This is a genomic window from Pseudomonas sp. (genome assembly GCF_048265905.1).
In the GTDB taxonomy this organism is placed as follows: domain Bacteria; phylum Pseudomonadota; class Gammaproteobacteria; order Pseudomonadales; family Pseudomonadaceae; genus Aquipseudomonas.
On record NZ_JBLXAP010000012.1, the window covers coordinates 75,638 to 93,455 of the forward strand.

At 53.7% G+C, this 17,818-nt stretch carries 11 protein-coding genes; 9 read left to right on the forward strand and 2 right to left on the reverse strand.

The window, feature by feature from the left end; translation table 11 throughout:
- The first annotated feature begins 209 nt into the window (after nt 1-209).
- The 4 genes from ACN0UH_RS15625 to ACN0UH_RS15640 all read left to right on the forward strand — a co-directional run bounded on the left by ACN0UH_RS15625 (nt 210) and on the right by ACN0UH_RS15640 (nt 8,119).
- Nucleotides 210-3,518 carry a DUF2126 domain-containing protein gene (locus ACN0UH_RS15625; protein WP_417662919.1) on the forward strand — a complete coding sequence of 1,103 codons (3,309 nt, stop codon included), beginning with the start codon at nt 210-212 and terminating at the stop codon, nt 3,516-3,518.
- Nucleotides 3,519-3,745: 227 nt separating this feature from the next.
- A complete protein-coding gene (locus ACN0UH_RS15630) occupies nt 3,746-6,241 on the forward strand; it encodes a circularly permuted type 2 ATP-grasp protein (RefSeq protein WP_417662920.1) in 2,496 nt (831 codons plus the stop codon).
- Nucleotides 6,238-7,191: a transglutaminase family protein gene (locus tag ACN0UH_RS15635; protein WP_417662921.1), complete on the forward strand. Its 954-nt coding sequence runs from the start codon at nt 6,238-6,240 to the stop codon at nt 7,189-7,191. Before ACN0UH_RS15630 ends, ACN0UH_RS15635 begins: the two co-directional genes overlap by 4 nt.
- Nucleotides 7,192-7,270: 79 nt before the next feature.
- The gene (locus ACN0UH_RS15640) at nt 7,271-8,119 is read left to right on the forward strand and encodes a mechanosensitive ion channel family protein (RefSeq protein ID WP_417662922.1); all 849 of its coding nucleotides are present in this window, start codon (nt 7,271-7,273) and stop codon (nt 8,117-8,119) included.
- A gap of 154 nt (nt 8,120-8,273) precedes the next feature.
- On the opposite strand, the gene ACN0UH_RS15645 is transcribed toward ACN0UH_RS15640, so the two are convergent.
- The gene (locus ACN0UH_RS15645) at nt 8,274-9,221 is read right to left on the reverse strand and encodes a DUF808 domain-containing protein (protein WP_417662923.1); all 948 of its coding nucleotides are present in this window, start codon (nt 9,219-9,221) and stop codon (nt 8,274-8,276) included.
- Between the two features lie 222 nt (nt 9,222-9,443).
- Between ACN0UH_RS15645 and ACN0UH_RS15650 the strand changes: the two genes are divergently transcribed.
- From ACN0UH_RS15650 to ACN0UH_RS15670, 5 genes are all read left to right on the forward strand, one after another.
- On the forward strand, nt 9,444-11,483 hold the full coding sequence (locus ACN0UH_RS15650; protein WP_417662924.1) for a type VI secretion system tip protein VgrG: 2,040 nt from the start codon (nt 9,444-9,446) through the stop codon (nt 11,481-11,483).
- Complete coding sequence (locus ACN0UH_RS15655) at nt 11,480-12,322, forward strand: DUF4123 domain-containing protein (RefSeq protein ID WP_417662925.1); 843 nt, start codon at nt 11,480-11,482, stop codon at nt 12,320-12,322. The genes ACN0UH_RS15650 and ACN0UH_RS15655 overlap by 4 nt, the downstream gene beginning before the upstream one ends.
- Nucleotides 12,323-12,366: 44 nt before the next feature.
- Nucleotides 12,367-13,146 (forward strand): hypothetical protein, encoded by a 780-nt coding sequence (locus ACN0UH_RS15660; protein ID WP_417662926.1) that lies wholly within the window; start codon nt 12,367-12,369, stop codon nt 13,144-13,146.
- Nucleotides 13,147-13,152: 6 nt separating this feature from the next.
- On the forward strand, nt 13,153-15,300 hold the full coding sequence (locus tag ACN0UH_RS15665) for a lipase family protein (RefSeq protein WP_417662927.1): 2,148 nt from the start codon (nt 13,153-13,155) through the stop codon (nt 15,298-15,300).
- A gap of 370 nt (nt 15,301-15,670) precedes the next feature.
- Nucleotides 15,671-16,444, forward strand: coding sequence for a type IV pili methyl-accepting chemotaxis transducer N-terminal domain-containing protein (locus ACN0UH_RS15670; protein WP_417662928.1), 774 nt, complete (start codon nt 15,671-15,673; stop codon nt 16,442-16,444).
- Between the two features lie 47 nt (nt 16,445-16,491).
- Here ACN0UH_RS15670 and ACN0UH_RS15675 read toward each other — a convergent pair whose 3' ends face one another.
- A complete protein-coding gene (locus tag ACN0UH_RS15675) occupies nt 16,492-17,079 on the reverse strand; it encodes a TIGR00730 family Rossman fold protein (RefSeq protein WP_417662929.1) in 588 nt (195 codons plus the stop codon).
- Nucleotides 17,080-17,818: the final 739 nt, after the last annotated feature.

Here is a 17,818-nt window from a genome sequence, read left to right on the forward strand (position 1 = left end):
GCAGGCTTGAATAATCTGCGGACAATCTTTTGTTGAGAGTGTTGCGACAGACGTTGGACCCTAATTTGTGCGTATGATCGGTAGCAGATGTGTTGCTGCGCGATTCTGGTGCTTGATGGATTAGCCCTGGGCTCGAACCCCAAGTGAATAGGGCTCTGGCATAAGTTTTGCGCAGCGTGTTTATCGCTCAGGCAAGCAGGAGGCCCGCTGTGTCGATCCATATCGCATTACATCACGTTACCCATTACCGGTATGACCGAGCCGTCAAGCTAGGTCCGCAAATTGTGCGTTTACGTCCAGCGCCGCATAGCCGGACCCGGGTGCTGTCTTATGCGCTGAGCGTCGAGCCGGGCGAGCACTTCATCAACTGGCAGCAAGATCCACAGGGCAATTACCTCGCGCGCTTGGTGTTCCCGGAGAAAACCCGAGAGTTGAAAGTTGAGGTTGATCTGGTCGCTGAGATGGCGGTCTTCAACCCGTTCGACTTCTTTCTGGAGCCCTACGCGGAAAAAATCCCGTTCAACTACACCGAGAGCGAACAGCGCGAGCTGGCTCCGTATCTGGTGACCTTGCCAGGTACGCCGCTGTTCGATAAATACTTGGCGGGTATTTCTCGCGAGCCGCTGCCGAGCATTGATTTTCTGGTGGCGATCAACCAGCGCCTGGCGGGTGATATCAAGTATCTGATCCGGATGGAACCGGGGGTACAGACACCTGAGCAAACGCTTAAAAATGCCTCGGGCTCATGCCGCGACACCGCTTGGCTGATGGTGCAACTGTTGCGCCAACTGGGTATGGCTGCGCGCTTTGCTTCAGGTTATCTGATTCAGCTCACGGCTGATGTGAAGTCGCTGGACGGGCCTTCGGGTACTGATGTCGACTTCACTGATCTGCACGCATGGTGCGAGGTTTATTTACCAGGTGCGGGCTGGGTTGGCTTGGACCCTACCAGCGGCTTGTTTGCTGGCGAAGGGCATATTCCATTGGCTTGCAGCCCTGAACCGTCATCAGCTGCGCCCATAAGTGGCGGGGTCGATGAATGTGAGTGCGAGTTTTCTCACGAAATGCGCGTCGAACGGATCTGGGAGGCACCGCGTGTCACCAAACCCTATAGCGAAGCGCAGTGGCTGGCTATTAATAGCCTTGGTAAACAGATAGACACTGAGCTTAAAGACGCTGATGTGCGTTTGACCATGGGCGGTGAGCCGACGTTTGTGGCGCTTGATTATCCAGATGATGCTGAATGGAATACCGCGGCGCTGGGGCCGAATAAGCGCTTACTGGCGGCTGATTTATTCCATCGGCTGCGCGAGCATTACGCGCCGCATGCGTTGGTGCATTTTGGCCAGGGTAAGTGGTATCCGGGCGAGCAATTGCCGCGTTGGTCGTTGAATTGCTTCTGGCGGCGTGACGGTCAACCAATTTGGCGCGATGCCAAGCTGTATGCTGACGAACATCGTGATTACGGTGCGGATGAAGCGCTTGCTGCGACGTTTTTGCAGACGCTTGCCAAGCGCCTGGGTATTTCGGCAGAGCACCGTTTCCCTGCGTATGAAGATGGTTTCTACTACTTGTGGCGTGAGCGCAAGTTGCCCAGCAACCTTACGCCGGACGACCCACGCCTGGCTGATCCATTGGATCGCGAGCGCTTGCGCAAGGTTTTTCAGCAAGGTCTGGATAAGGTCATCGGTCATGTCTTGCCATTGGCGCGTAACGCCGCTGAAACCGAGTGGCTGACCGGCAGTTGGTACCTGCGAGAGGAGCATTGCTGGCTGATTCCCGGTGATTCGCCATTGGGTTACCGCTTGCCGTTGGAGTCTCAGCCTTGGGTCAGCAAAGCTGATTATCCCTATGTGAATCCAGTCGATCCTTCGCAGCGCTTGGCGCCTTTGCCAGCAGCTGCGCAGGTTCAAAGCCAACTGCGCGGCGTGTGGCAAGGCGGTCAAAAGGCTCCGGCAAAGCGTCCGCAGTTGAACACCTCGGCCGACGATATTGTGCGCACCGCTTTATGTGCAGAGCCACGTGAAGGTCGGCTGTACCTGTTTATGCCGCCATTGGTGCGACTTGAGGATTATTTAGAGCTGGTGGCAGCCATTGAAGTAACTGCCGCTGAGCTTGATTGCCCAGTGGTACTTGAGGGTTATGAGCCGCCAAATGATCCACGCTTGCAGTTTTTCCGGGTAACCCCAGACCCGGGCGTAATTGAGGTCAATATTCATCCGGCTGCGAGCTGGGATGAGCTGGTCGAACGCACGGAGTTTCTCTATGAGACAGCGCGCCAGTGTCGCCTGAGTAGCGAAAAATTCATGATTGATGGTCGTCACACCGGAACCGGGGGCGGAAATCACTTCGTTCTGGGTGGTGCGACGCCGCCGGACTCACCGTTTTTACGTCGCCCTGACTTGTTAAGAAGCCTGATCAGCTATTGGCACAATCATCCGTCGCTGTCGTATCTGTTTTCGGGTTTGTTCATTGGCCCGACATCGCAAGCGCCCCGTGTGGATGAGGCGCGTAACGATGCGCTGTATGAGTTGGAAATTGCCTTTGCGCAAATGCCCGAACCGGGCAAAGACTGTGCACCGTGGCTGATCGATCGCTTGCTGCGTAACTTGCTGGTCGACGTTACCGGTAACACCCACCGTTCCGAGTTCTGCATCGATAAGCTCTATTCACCAGATTCCGCCTCGGGACGCCTCGGTCTGCTGGAGCTACGCGCCTTTGAGATGCCGCCCCATGCGCAAATGAGCTTGGCACAGCAGTTGTTGCTGCGTGCCTTGATCGCGCGTTTTTGGAAGCAACCTTATCAACCTGCAAGATTGGTGCGATGGGGCACTGAGCTGCATGATCGGTTCTTGCTCGCGCATTATGTTGAGCAAGACTTTAATGATGTATTGCAGGAGTTGGGCGCAGATGGCTACAAATTCCGCGCCGAGTGGTTTGCGCCGCACTTCGAGTTCCGCTTCCCGAAAGCCGGTGACTTTAATGTCAAAGGCATCGACTTGGAGTTGCGTCAGGCGCTTGAACCTTGGCATGTATTGGGCGAGGAAGGCACGGCAGGCGGCACTGTCCGCTATGTCGACTCATCCCTTGAACGCATGCAGATCAAGGTGCGCGGCATGGCTCCGGATCGCTATGTGATTACTTGTAATGGCGTGCCTGTGCCGCTGCACTCAACCGGCAAGGTGGGAGAGTATGTCGCAGGTGTTCGTTATCGTGCCTGGCAGCCTGCCAACTGTTTGCAGCCGACAATTGGCGTGCATGCGCCATTGGTGTTCGATGTGTTCGATACCTGGATGAATCGCTCATTGGGTGGCTGCCAATATCATGTTGCCCATCCGGGGGGGCGCAATTATGAAACCCTGCCGGTTAATGCATATGAGGCTGAAAGCCGGCGCTTAGCGCGTTTTTTCAGGCTCGGCCATAGCCCGGGTAAGCGTGTGCCAATGCCGGTGGTTGCAAACGGTGAGTTGCCGATGACTCTTGATCTGCGGCTAAGCCCAGCAGGCCGCAAAGACTAGCGTATAGGCAGGTCTGAACTTTAGATATATGCAAAACACTCAGGTCGGTTGCTGGGATCTGAGTGTTTTTCAGGCCAATCGCAATGATTTCAGCCAGCGTCGTCTTTCTAGCTAGGGCGCATCTGGTTAAGCAGGCGCATGTCTGTTGCTGAATTCTGTACAAGCCTCAAACCTAACGACGCGCAAATGCTAAAGTTTGCGCATGTAAATGACTGCCCGAGATTTTGATGGCTGACCTACTTGCCGATTTTTCGCCCAATGATGCGGTTTACCATGAACTGCTCGATACCGACGGGCAGGTTCGCCCGCATTGGCGGCGCATCGTCGAGCAATTGCAGCGCAATACGCCGTTTCAGTTGCAGCTACGTCAGGATCTGCTGTCACGGCAAATTCAAGAAAACGGCATCACTTACAACGTGTATGCCGACCCCGATGGCGCAGATCGGCCTTGGGAATTGGACCTGCTGCCGAATGTGATCGCTGCAGATGAATGGCAGGTAATTGCCAAAGGTGTTGCGCAGCGTGCTGGCCTGCTCAATCAGGTTTTGGCTGATATTTACGGCTCGCAAACCTTGCTTGCCGATGGTCTGCTTCCGCCCGAGTTGGTCTTTGGCCACAATAACTTCCTTTGGCCTTGCCAAGGCATCGACGTGCCGGGCGACACGTATCTGCACATCTATGCAGTTGATCTGGTGCGCGCCCCGGATGGTCGTTGGTGGGTCACCGCTGACCGGACTCAGGCTCCCTCTGGCGCAGGCTATGTACTGGAAAATCGGCAGATTGTTTCACGCGCATTCCCCGATATCTTCCGAGATATGCGTGTGCAGCACCTCGCGAGCTTCTTTCGCACATTGCAAGAAACCATCGCTCGGCAAGCCCCAGCTGATGGCGAAACGCCGTTGGTGGTTGTGCTAACTGCGGGGCGACACAACGAAAGTTACTTTGAGCACCTGTATCTTGCCCGGCAACTAGGTTATCCATTGGTTGAAGGCACTGACCTGACCGTACGCGATGCCACTGTTTACCTGAAAACCTTGGCCGGATTACGTCGAGTCCATGCGATTTTACGTCGTCTGGATGATGACTTCTGTGACCCGCTGGAGCTGCGCATCGACTCGGCACTTGGTGTGCCTGGTCTGCTCGATGCAGTGCGTCAGGGACGTGTGCTGGTCACCAATGCATTAGGTAGCGGTGTACTCGAGTCACCCGGTTTTTCGAGCTTCTTGCCAGCCATCAGTGAAAAATTACTGGGTGAGCCTTTATTGCTGCCGAGCATCGCCAGTTGGTGGTGCGGAGAGCAGGCGGTGCTTGAAGAGGTGCTCAATAAGCTACCCAAATTATTGATTCGCCCCAGTTTCCCCTCACAAAGTTTCACCTCCGTATTTGCAGGAGATCTTGATGGGCCGCAGCGAGAAGCGCTAGCGCAACGCCTTAAGGACAGGCCTTACGCCTACGTTGCGCAAGAAGTTGCAGAGCATTCGTTGGCGCCGGTTTGGCAGAGTGAAAAGGGCTGCTTGCAATCGCGCGCCATAGGCATGCGCGTGTTCGCTGTCGCTGGGCCAAACGGATATTGGGTAATGCCGGGTGGGCTGACGCGGGTTGTTGCGCAAGGGGATGCGGACGTTGGATCAATGCAACGTGGCGGCGCCAGCAAAGACACTTGGGTGTTGGGCAGTCGCAACCATGACAGCGAATCCTGGCAGGGCGCTCGACCTTTAGGTGTTGCCGATCTGGTGCGCAGTGACCCTTACTTACCCTCGCGGATAGTTGAAAACCTATTCTGGTTTGGCCGTTATAGTTCTCGCTGCGAAGACAATGCGCGTTTGTTGCGGATCATGCTGTCACGCTATGTCGACGATGATGGCGACCCGCGTGCGCTCGACGCTGCATTGAATCTGGGTGAGAGCCGGGGTTTGCTGCCGTCTGCCGAAGACGGCGACAGCTTGGAGCAGAGGCTCGAACAGGCTTTGCTTGGTGATGAGTGGCCGGCTAGCCTGCGGGCAAACTTACAGCATCTGATTTGGACTGCTGGTAGCGTGCGCGGCAAACTTTCTCAGGCTAACTGGCAGGCTTTACTGGAACTACAAATGGAGGCACAGGAGCTTGAGGTTCAGCAGGCTGACTTTGGTGAAGCGCTGGATTTCCTCAATGGTTTGGTGATGTCGCTGGCAGCGCTTTCAGGCTTTGCCTTGGACGATATGACCCGTGATGACGGCTGGCGCTTCCTGATGATCGGTCGCTGCATCGAGCGCCTGCAGTTTATGAGCGAGAGTATTGCCAGCTTTATTCGCAGCCCAATGGCTGATGATCAGTCTGCTCTGGAATGGTTACTCGACTTGGGTAACAGCAGTATCACCTACCGTACCCGCTACCTTGCGACTGCCCAGTTGATACCGGTTCTGGATCTGCTGTTACTGGATGATCAGAATCCGCACGCGGTGTTGTTTCAACTGCGAACCCTGCTTCACTCGCAGGCGAGATTGGCCGAACGCTTCGACCTACCTGTCGCGTCACGACTGGCTGGCTTGGAGCGTCAGCTCAGTGGTTTTGGTCTTGCCTCCTTGGAGAACTCTTTGTTTGGACCCAGCAGTGTGCGTGCGGTTTTGAATGGTTTGGCGCAGTTGCTTGAGACCATCGCTCAAGCCAGCGCGGAGACCTCTGATCAGTTGGCGCTGCGCTTCTTCGCGCATGTTGATGCCAGCCAGCGGACGCAGTCGTCATGAGTGCAAAGCAGATGCCCAGTGAAGCACATCAGGTAAAGTTGGCGCGCTATCAGATTATTCACGATACGCATTACAGCTACTCGGCTCCGGTCTCACTTGCGCAACAATTGGCGCACTTAGTGCCGCGCGATTGTGCTTGGCAGGTTAAGCATCAATGCCAGCTTGAAGTCAGTCCTAAGCCATGCATGCGTCACGAGGGCCTGGATGTATTTGGCAACCCGCTGACACGCTTGGTTTTTGAACGACCACATGACTCATTGAAAGTCAGCGCACAGATGCGTTTGGATGTATTGGCTCGTCCGACTATTGCCTTGCAAGACTCGCCTGCGTGGGAGGATGCCTGTGCAGCACTGAGTTACCGCGCCGCGCCGCTTTCCGCTGATTTGCTTGAGGCCAGCAAGTTTCGCTTTCAGTCGCCTTTTGTCCAGGTGAAGCATAATTTCGCTAAATATTCGGCAGATTGCTTTCCTCCACGCAAACCGCTGCTACTGGCCGCCCAAGCGTTGATGAGCAAAATATTCACTGAGTTTACCTTCGACGCAGTGGCCACGCAGGTGGCAACGCCGTTGCTACAAGTGCTTGAAGAACGGCGCGGGGTTTGTCAGGACTTTGCACACCTGATGCTCGCCTGTTTGCGCTCGCAAGGCGTGGCAGCTCGTTATGTCAGCGGTTATTTACTGACGCAGCCGCCACCGGGACAGCCTCGATTGATCGGGGCAGATGCCTCTCACGCATGGGTTTCGGTGTATTGCCCGCGTCAGGGCTGGGTCGATTTTGATCCGACCAATAACATCCGACCAGCGCTTGAGCACATTACCTTGGCTTGGGGGCGTGATTTTGCTGATGTCTCGCCATTGCATGGTGTGATTCTTGGTGGCGGAAACCATGACCCGGATGTGCAGGTGACAGTGCTGCCGCTCACGGAAGACGGTGCGATCGCGCAGGCCTGATGCAATATTCCAGCAAGTTTTTTTCCGCGTGCTAGCTTTTTTAAGGACTGTTGTACCTATTCCTTAATGGAGCACGACCATGGACGATACAACCATCGTTAATGTTGGCACGGAAAAAATGAACGCGTTGTACAACCTGGTGACGCAGTACGGCGCCGCATTTGCCATAAAGATCCTTTCAGCTGTCGCCTTCTGGGTGATTGGCCGCTGGCTGATTGGCTTTGCAGTAGGTTTGGTGCAAAAAGGCCTGGGGCGCCAGCATGTTGACCCGACTGTTCTGCGCTACGTCGGCAACTTCATCACGGTAACCCTAAATATTCTTCTGGTGATCGGTATCCTCGGCTTCTTCGGGGTGCAGACCACAACGTTTGCTGCGTTGATCGCCGCGATTGGCCTGGCCATCGGTATGGCTTGGTCAGGCTTGCTGTCAAATCTTGCAGCAGGCGGCTTTATTATCATCTTGCGGCCGTTCAAGGTCGGCGACTTTATCTGTGCCGGCGGTGTAACGGGGACTGTTACCGAGATTGGCTTGTTCGTCACCGCCATCAATACTCCAGACAATGTGCTGACGCTGGTGGGCAACAATAAGATCTTCAGCGACAACATCCAGAACTTCTCGCACAACGCATTCCGCCGGGTAGACCTCAAAGCTCAGCTTTCAGGTGCCGCCGACTATAAAGCGGCGGCAGCGCTACTCAAGGAGCGAATTTCTGGGATTGATAATGTGCTGGCCGAGCCTGCGGTTGAAGTTGAGATTCTTGAGTTCAACTTGGTCGGGCCAGTGATGGCAGTGCGACCGTATTGTCACACTGACCACTATTGGCAGGTGTACTTCGACACCAACAAGATGATCAAGGATGCTTTGGGCGAGGCGGGCTTCCCGGCGCCAATGCCAGCGCAAACGGTGATCATGCAGCAAGCCAGTTGAGTCTAAGGCTGGGTGAGCCTGTAAGCACTAGGGCGGATAACCTATTTTATCCGCCACTGGGGCCTGCGAGGACTTGGACGATTGGCTCATCCGGAGGGCAAGCTGCGCGTTGCCCTCCCTACAAATGCCTGCGAGCGGCAGCGTTAGCAATTCCTTAGCCTTTTACGGCCTTCCACAGTTTGCCCGCCAGCGTTACAACCACCAGCGCGATCGCGCCCGCAATAATCCCCGCTACACCGTTTATCAGCACCGGTGCTGCACTGCTCATCAGTTCGATGCCAGAGCTGGCGGCCAGGTGCTCGGATGTCTGTTCCACCCAGTGATGAACCGCTGGCACACCGTGGGTGAGAATGCCGCCACCGACCAGGAACATCGCAGCGGTGCCGATAACCGAAAGGCTCTTCATCATGTACGGCGCTGCGACCAAAATGCCGTGACCAAAGCTGCGCGTGGCGCGGGTGAACAAGCCTTCTCCTTCGCGCTGATTCAAATAAAGCCCGGCGTCATCGAGTTTGACAATGCCCGCGACCAGACCATAGACGCCAATGGTCATCACCAGCGCAATGCCTGCTACCACGATAATCTGTTGTGTCAGCGGTGCCCCAGCGACCGTGCCCAGGGTAATCGCAATAATCTCGGCGGAAAGAATAAAGTCGGTGCGAATGGCACCGCCTATTTTTTCTCGCTCGAATGCTTTTACTTCTTCAGGTGATTTGCTCGCCGCCTCAAGCAGCGCGGCTTTTTCTTGCTGGTCTTCTTCCTTTGAGTGCAGAAACTTGTGGGCCAGCTTCTCGAAGCCCTCAAAGCATAAAAAAGCACCACCGAACATCAGCAGCGGGGTAACGGCCCAAGGCGCTAAGGCGCTGATGACCAAGGCGGCTGGCACCAAAATAAACTTGTTGCGCATCGAGCCCTTGGCTACAGCCCATACAACGGGTAGCTCCCGGTCAGCGCGTACGCCGCTCACCTGCTGGGCATTGAGTGCCAAATCATCACCCAATACACCTGCGGTTTTCTTGGCTGCCACCTTGGTCATCAACGACACATCGTCGAGCACGGTTGCAATGTCATCCAAAAGGGTTAAAAGGCTGCTGCCTGCCATGCAAGTGATTCCTTTAGTCTGCGAGGCTTGAAGTATCTGGGCAATACCATAGCCCAGCAAGCGCTTGGGCTTAAGTATTAAAACGTTGTGGCATCCGTTGGATGTGTTTTAGTCCCATATTGTTGAAGTACTGCAAGCTAACGACACGTAAGCATTGTCCTATGGCGTTGCGTACGGCACTCTTGGGCCTCTTATATAAACCATGGACGGAGGTTCGGCACGATGGATGCCAATCAAGCGCATATTTCGCTGACAGTTTCAGGTTTCTCCACAGACTTGCAAGTGCTCAAGTTCGACGGTTCTGAGGCGCTCAATGAACCTTACGAGTTCGACATTGAACTGGTTAGCGAGAAGCCTGATCTTGACCTCAATGGCTTAATCAATCAGCCCGCCTACCTAAGCTTTGGACCTGAGCAGAAGGGCGTCCATGGGGTTATTTATTCAGCGCAGCAGGGCGACTCCGGCAAACGGCTGACCCGTTATCGCATCAGCCTCATGCCGCAGCTCGCGTATTTGATGCACAGCACCGATCAGCGCATCTTCCAGCACATGACCGTGCAACAAATCATCAGCGATGTGCTCAACAAGAACGGGATCCAAGCGGATGCCTATCGCTTTCAGCTTGGGCCGTACGTCTATCCTGAGCGCGAGTATTGCGTGCAGTATAACGAAACCGACCTGCACTTTATTCAGCGCCTGTGCGAAGAAGAAGGCATCAGCTTCCACTTCCAGCACAGTGCCGACAGCCATGTGCTGGTGTTTGGCGATGACCAAACAGTATTCCCCACGCTTGCGCCCCTGGCCTATCACCCCGACAGTGGCATGGCCGCGGCCAATGCGGTGATCAAGTCGCTGTTGGTCACCTTGGAAACCCGCAGCAGTGCGGCCAGCTTCCGTGACTACAACTTTGAAAAGCCCAAGCTAACTCTCGACGGTGAATACCAAGCCGAGTTCTTGCCAGAACTTGAGGTTTACGAATATCCGGGGCGTTTTACCGAGCGTGCGCGCGGTAAGCACCTGGCCAAGCGTGCGCTGGAGCGCTTGCGCATGGGTTACGAAGTGGCTGCCGGGCGCAGTGATGCAAGCCTGCTCAGCGGCAGTTTCCTCAGCTTGAGCAACCATCCGCGCGCGCAATACAACGATTTGTGGCTGATCCACAGCGTCGAGCACCAAGGCCGTCAGCCACAGGTGCTTGAAGAGTCGGTCAGCAGCGATGCTAAGGCTGAAGACGGCTTCACCCAGGGCTATCGCAACAGCTTTGTCGCCACCCCGTGGGACATTCCTTTCCGCCCGGCGCTCAAACATCGCAAAGCCAAGGTCCAAGGCGCGCAGCGAGCGATTGTCACCGGCCCCAAAGGCGAAGAGATTCATTGCGACGAATACGGCCGGGTCAAGGTTCAGTTCTTCTGGGATCGTGTTGGCCAGGCCGATGAGCAAACCAGTTGCTGGTTGCGCGTAAGTAACAGTTGGGCAGGTAACGCCTATGGCGCCGTGACCATCCCACGCATCGGCATGGAGGTGTTGGTGAGTTTTTTCGAGGGCGATCCCGACCAACCCATCGTCAGCGGTTGCCTGTATCACAAAGAAAACGCCGTGCCTTATGCGCTGCCTGAACATAAAACCCGCAGCACCTTCAAAACCAACAGCAGCCTTGGCGGTGGTGGGTTTAATGAGCTGCGCATTGAGGACAAGGCCGGTCAGGAGCAAATCTTCGTCCACGCCCAGCGCGATTGGGATCAGCGGGTCGAAAACGACCAGAAAATCCGTGTCGGCAACGAGCGTCACGACACAGTCGAAGCCAACAGCTACAGCGAATTCAAAGCCGAAGAACAACGCACGACCCACCTCGACCGCAAGACCTCGGTCGACGCCAGCGATCACCTGAATGTCGGCGTGACCCAACATGCGAAAGTAGGCGTGGGCCAGTTCGTCGAAGCCGGTACAGAAATCCATTATTACGCGGGTAGCAAAGTCGTCATCGATGCAGGCATGGAACTGACCGCCAAAGGTGGCGGCAGCTTTGTCAAAGTCGACCCAAGCGGCATCACCTTCAGCGGCGCAACCATCAAAATCAACTCCGGCGGCGCCCCGGGCGTCGGCTCCGGGATTGCCTTGCTGCTGCCTAAAATCGGCCAGCCAGCGGATCAGGCGATGCCGGGGGAGTTGCCCATGGCGCTAACGGCTCGCCAAGTCGGCGCTAGTCGTTGTCCTATCTGCGAGGCGTGTGCTGGAGGTGTCTGTGAAACCGGCGTTGCCTCATGAACACAGTGGTGAATGACTGGCTGATTGAGCAGCGACGGCAGCAGCGCGAATTCATATTAGTGATCGACAGCATGGCTGACCCAGATCCTATCAAGTACTTGTTTGGGGCAGATGTCATGCACGACTACACGCGGGTTTATGCGAGTAGTGCGCTGGCAGGCTTTATTGACGCTAGCCCTTGGTTGGTGCGATTGAGCGGGCAGCAAATAAACTTGGTCAAAGAGTTGCTGACAACGCCTGAAAACAATTGGGGGTGGATAGCGAGTGCTACGCAAACTGATCTCAATTTGCATACCCAGCATTGGCTGGACCGCGCTTTGATTGAAGATGGTGCTCAGCGCTCGCTGTATCGCCTACAAGATAACCGCGTCATGGCCCATCACTTAAGCACGTTAGAAGCTGCGCAGCGTCCATTGCTACTGGGCTTAATGGACAGCGCAATTTGCTGGGACGCAGAAAAGTGGGTCGCTTTTGATAATCCGAGGCCTGACTTTTATCCCAAGCCTTTTGCGACTCCCTGGCTGGATATTGCTGAACCAGAGTCAGTAACCGATGCCATCGTCCGCCACAACCTCAAGCAATGGTTGTGGGAAGAACATCCTCACGCAACCAGTGCGCTAATTGAAACCCAACCCCTCGACCCTTGGCTGGATGAGCAATTGCAATTAGCAAAAGCCTGGGGCTGGAGTGAACCTACGCAACTTGAGTTCTTGCTTATTCACAAAATGCATCCCACTACAGCGGGTCTATCGGTTTGGCCCCGACGCGATGACGAAACTGCTGCACAACATTATGGCCGTTGTGTAGATGTTTTGAGCGCAGCTTTGCGATCCGAGTAATTGCACCTGTGTCATCACTCAGTTTGTTTATGGAGTACATCAGATTGAACGTTATTTATCGCTTGCAACGTGGCTTATTGATTTTTATCAGTGGTTTTACTCTGGCGAGTTGTAGCCTTGCGGGCGATGCAGCAAAGGAGGGGGCGTTATCCCTTGTTTCATTTGATGGGGCGGACACCTTTACTTTGCGCGGTACGCTGCCCGCCAACTTTAAAATAAAAGCCGAAGCCTATTATGGTTCAACCGATGGTGCATGCAGCGCACGCGGTGATGGAAATACTTATAAAAGTACACAGGATAAAGCCCCACACAGTTATGAGTTTAAAATCCCTGTTAATTATCACAAAGGCTTATGTACGCTAACACTTGCGCGGGTGGCGCTCTATACGACAGGTCGGTACGGAGAAAAGGACTGGCAGCAAACCTATGATAATGGCGGCTTAAGGGTTGTTGATAAATTGCCAGCCAAAGCCCCTGACTTTAATGCGCAGGGTGAGTTAGTCAAAGAAGCTCAGTGTACGTGGCTATTTCAAATGAGTAAAATATTTGGCGAATTAAGTAAGCTTTTAAACTGCACTGGTGATGGTGCCTATGTTGTTACTGAAACTCTCCCGGGTAAAATTTTGACTATAAATATTAATGAGAATTCGGAGGAAGAACCTGCGACTGGTGATACATGGATTAAATTTCCACAGGGCTGGCGACCATGCGCGGAAAAGAAAACTGAGTCTGGCACGTGGTCGTGGTGTGAAACACCTCCTGAGTTTAGAACGTTTAAAATGGGTGATAAAACCTGTACTTACTATCCAAATTGTACGGAGTAGTCACGGATGACTGATTATAGAAAAGTTGAGATGCTTAATTGTCCGCAGCGTAAATCCTGGGTGAGCTTGCGCCTACTAGATGAATTTGGAAATGGCGAGTCCTATGCAGGGCTTGTATATACGCTTAAAGACTCCGCCGGCAAACAGTATAGCGGAGCGCTAGATTCAGATGGCTATATGAAATTAGAAGGCTTGCAGGCAGGACTATTTGCTGTAGGCTTTGCTGGTAAATACAAAGGGACTGATGATTGGTATAAATTACTTTCTGAGCGGATAAAATTCAAAATTAAAATTTCTGCTCTGCAGGCAGCAGCAGAGCAAACTAAGTTAGGGCCGCGCTCGGCAAACCAAAAAACCTATTTGGCTGAACAGCGTGCTGCTGAGGAAAGTGCAAAGTTTTACCGGATTGAAGTTCGTGATTTTACCGAGCATACCGGACATCTTCCTGATGCTGATTCCGTGTGGGGGCCTAAACCCTCAGTTAAGGTAGTGCAGGCCAGTAATTCAGCCACTGAAAAGTGCGTGGTTTTACAACCCTGCCAGCACCATGTATTTGAAGTAAAGGCACTACGTGCCTACAGCCCATTATTATCTCGAGATAAAGGATTTTGCGCATTAAACGCCTATCATCTGGCGGTGATGACCACATTTGTCTATGCACCCTTTAGCACTGAAGTTGACCCTTATAAGTCAGCGCCGCCTCCCTATAAGCAACAAGGTTCTATTGGCAATGTGTTGCGTGAGCAGCTGGCTGCACTGAAAAAAGCCCAGCAATTTAATGATGCAGGCCCTTACAACTTGCTTTATGAAGAGGTGCCCTACTCAAAGCGCTTAGAGGTGATGCCTTATGACCCTGCGCTTTATACAGAAGAGGCAGCAGAAGGGTGGGAAAACCCCGAAGATGTACATTTTCTGTTTGAAAGAGAGACTGAAAGCCAAGCGCTTATTACTCACAATGACAAGGTAGTTTTAATCTCTGTAAGGGGCACAGCTAGTGGGGCCGATGGGCTGCGCGATATGGACGCCCGGCAAGTGCCCTATGCAGAAGGTGAAGGACAAGCACACCGAGGTTTTTATAATGCGTTTTTAGCCGTAAAACCATTTGTTGAGCGTTATCTCGACGCATTCTATACAGGAGAACAGACAATTATTGTCTGCGGTCACAGCTTGGGTGGCGCGATCGCTCTGTTACTCGCTGAGTACATAAGGCGCTTGCCAGTAGCACCTGATGTGTTGCTTTACACCTTCGGCTCCCCTCGTGCAGGGGATCAAGGCTTTGTTACCGGTGCCAGCGCGCTGACTCACCATCGCTTGGTTAACCACAATGATCCGGTGCCTTCTTTGCCAACAACCTGGATGGACGCTGAGTGGAAAGTCGCACTGGCGGGTACTGTTGTATTGTTCAGTTCGCCGCCAGTTGGCGCAGGTTTATTGCTGGGTGGCCTGATCAACCTTGAAGGTGATAACTACGAGCACCATGGGCAACAGCGTCACTATATGCCGCGTAAACCCAAGGGCGGCAGTGAGGCATCGATTCTTTGGCAGCCGGGGTGTGAGTCTATTGATCAGCAGGCCTGCGCCGAGTTTGCAGGACGTATAAGTTTGGAAGGCGATATGCCCAAACGCGGTGGGTTTATCAGGCAAGCAATTGGTATTTTTGAGCACTCCAGTGACACAGGTTATAGCCGGGCAGGATTGACCACACTTGTACGCTGGTATGCCAGTGCGACCGAGCGTGAGGGTGCCTTGTTTACCCCGCAAGAACTTAAAGACTTAGAACCGCAGATCAAGCAAGTCGAGCAACAAGTAAACGCTTGGCAAGCCAACTCTTTCCTCAGCTTCAAGCGTGCGACGCGCAACGATATGCGCTTTTATCGCAAAACCGATTTAGAATTGCTGGCGATGTATAACAACGGCATCTCCGAAGCGAAGTCATTGCAAGCTGTACAAAGCAAAAAGCTCAATCAAGTGCGTGCCCGGTTACTGGCAGAAGCTCAACGAGTGGTCACCTTGCAGAGTGTTTTTGGTGAGCACGCTCAACGCGCGGATATGGCTGGGCTGATGGCCGAGTGGCGTGAACTTAAAGAAATCCAGGAAGCTGAGCGGCTGGCTCAAGTTGCCCCAGCCGCGAGTAATGCACCACGGTATGCGTAACTTTGCGCATTCAGTAATTTGGCTTGAGAAGGGATGCTGCTAACTCCACTTGCTGCTTGAGGCATTGATTGATGCCCCGGAAGTAGCTGCAAGTGGGGCGGGTCAGCCCGAGATTATCTTGGGTGCCGATTGGCTCCACTGAAATCTCACCAGTGCTTTCAAACTTTGTGAACAGTAGCAAATTGCTGGCACTGTGATGAATTAGAATGCCCGCCCGCTGCTGGCGACGGAATGTTTATCCCCTTGCATTCACGCACGCCCATTTCATAAGAACAATACAGCGTCCTCTGTCCTCATAGCGCCCTCGCTTGCGTTGTGATCGATGTTCTTTTGATGTTCGCTTGAAGGCGAAGTAAGGAATTTCTTGTATATGAAAGGTTTTATGCGTGCGTTGCTGCTCGGCGGCAGTCTATTGATCAGCTTTGCAAGCTGGGCACAGATGGCGACCCTGGAAGCGATGAATATGGCTGGCCTGCAGCGCAGCCTTGGGCAGATTATCGCCAAGGATTACATGATGATCGGCTCCGATGTGAAGGTGACGTCTGCCACGCGCCAGCGGGACGAGAGTATTGCGCTGTTCGAGAAGCATCATCAGCAACTTAAAGACTACGCCCCAGATGATGAGATCCGCGCCTCTCTGGCGAAGGTTGAGGCGATCTGGGTTGAATACAAGCCACTGATCACTGCGCAACCGGATAAGGCCCAAGCCGCGCTTGTGTTGGCCACGGCCGAGAAGCTGGTAAAGGAATGCCAGCAGATGGTCGATCTGCTAGAGAAGCACAACGGTGACGCAGCCTCTCACGCAATCAACCGCAGCGGCTGGAACCGTGTGCTGACCCAACGCACAGCGATGTTCTACATGGCTCGCGCCTGGGGTGTGACGGCAGCGAACCTGGATGCCGAGTTTGATGCGTCCGTGAAGGAGTTTGGCAGCATCATGCAGGAACTTCAGGCCAGCAAAGCACCTAATCCGGAGATTGCCGAAGCGCTGCGCAAGACCGATGCTAAGTGGCAGTTCGCGAGCAAGGCGCTTTCCTCCAAGGATTTTGTGCCAACCATTGTTGCGATCAATGCAGACTCGATGTTCCGTCAGCTCAATGAGATGACTCGTCTGTACGCAGGCTTGGCTACCGACAGCCTCTAATCGTCGCGCCCCGTTTGAATACGGGGCGCAGTGATCTAGTAAGAGTCTTAGTTCGGCTTGCTGTCCTGCCAGCGCGGCGCTTCCAGAGGTTGCCAGTTTTGCAGCAGCTTTAGCAGTTCACCGGGTGTTTCGCTGAGTTGTAGCATGGCGCGGTGATTGGCGCGCACAAACTGCTCTTCTACCAACTGGTCGAGAAAATCTCCCAGCTTGCTGTAGAACCCCTTTACGTCGAGTAGGCCCAGCGGCTTGTTGTGGTAGCCAAGTTGCGCCCAGGTCCAGACTTCAAATAGTTCTTCAAGAGTGCCAAGCCCGCCGGGCAGTGCGATAAAGGCGTCGCTAAGCTCAGCCATGCGTGCTTTGCGCGCGTGCATGCCATCAACCACTTCCAGCCGGGTAAGACCTTGGTGGCCAACTTCTGCGCGTTTCAGGCTCTGTGGAATGATGCCGATCACCTCTCCGCCAGCCGCCATTGCAGCGTCTGCCACAACTCCCATCAGGCCGACAGCACCGCCGCCGTATACAAGACGGATATTGTGTTTGGCAAGGTGTTGGCCAAGCTTTATTGCTGCTTCACGGTAGACCGGATTGGCCCCGGTACTCGCGCCACAGAACACACAGATCGAACGCAGACTCATGACATGACTCCTGAACAATTAGCTGCTCAGGTTAGCCGTTCTGGCTGGGCAAGACCAAGGCTGTGCAGTGTTAGTCGACGCTAGCCCCGCTATTTCCACCGGCATAGGCGGCAAGCAGGCTTTGTAGCAACTGACTGAGGTGGCTCTGTTGGTTATTCATAATCTTGCTCCTGGCTGATAGAGCAAGCTTAGGCTCGGCAACTGGGATTGGCTTGTTGATTGAATTGATCGCAGTGATAGCTTTCAGCACAGTTGCACACAAAGACTGTGGAACGAGCTGTGGGTAACATGGGCGTATGCCGCTGCAGCCCAGTTAAATCGGGCGTTTGCGGTGGTTGTGTGTTTTTTGATCAGCTTATTGGCTATTTGATGTGTGTAAGTCTTGAATGAGTTATCCACTTGCTGTTTCAGCGTATCAAGTTGTCCACGGCTACTGTGGGTAGCCCTGTAGATAACTATTGTATGCATTGCTACAGGCTTCTAAATACTTGACGTTCAGGGAGTTGGTTGTTTTTTGAACAGCGTTTTCGCCGGGTAAATTCATTGGTTTTTACTGTGCAGAGTCAAGTAAATCTTTAGCTATTTCAGTTTGTGCAGAGGTTGCTATGCACAGTTATCCAACTTCTCTGTGGAGTGTCCTGTGTATAAGCTGCGAGCTAAGCAGTAGAAGCCACGAAAGACTAGGGGCGCAGGGAAGTGTATGTTTTTTGATCGATACTGATTAAATAGCTGGCTCAGT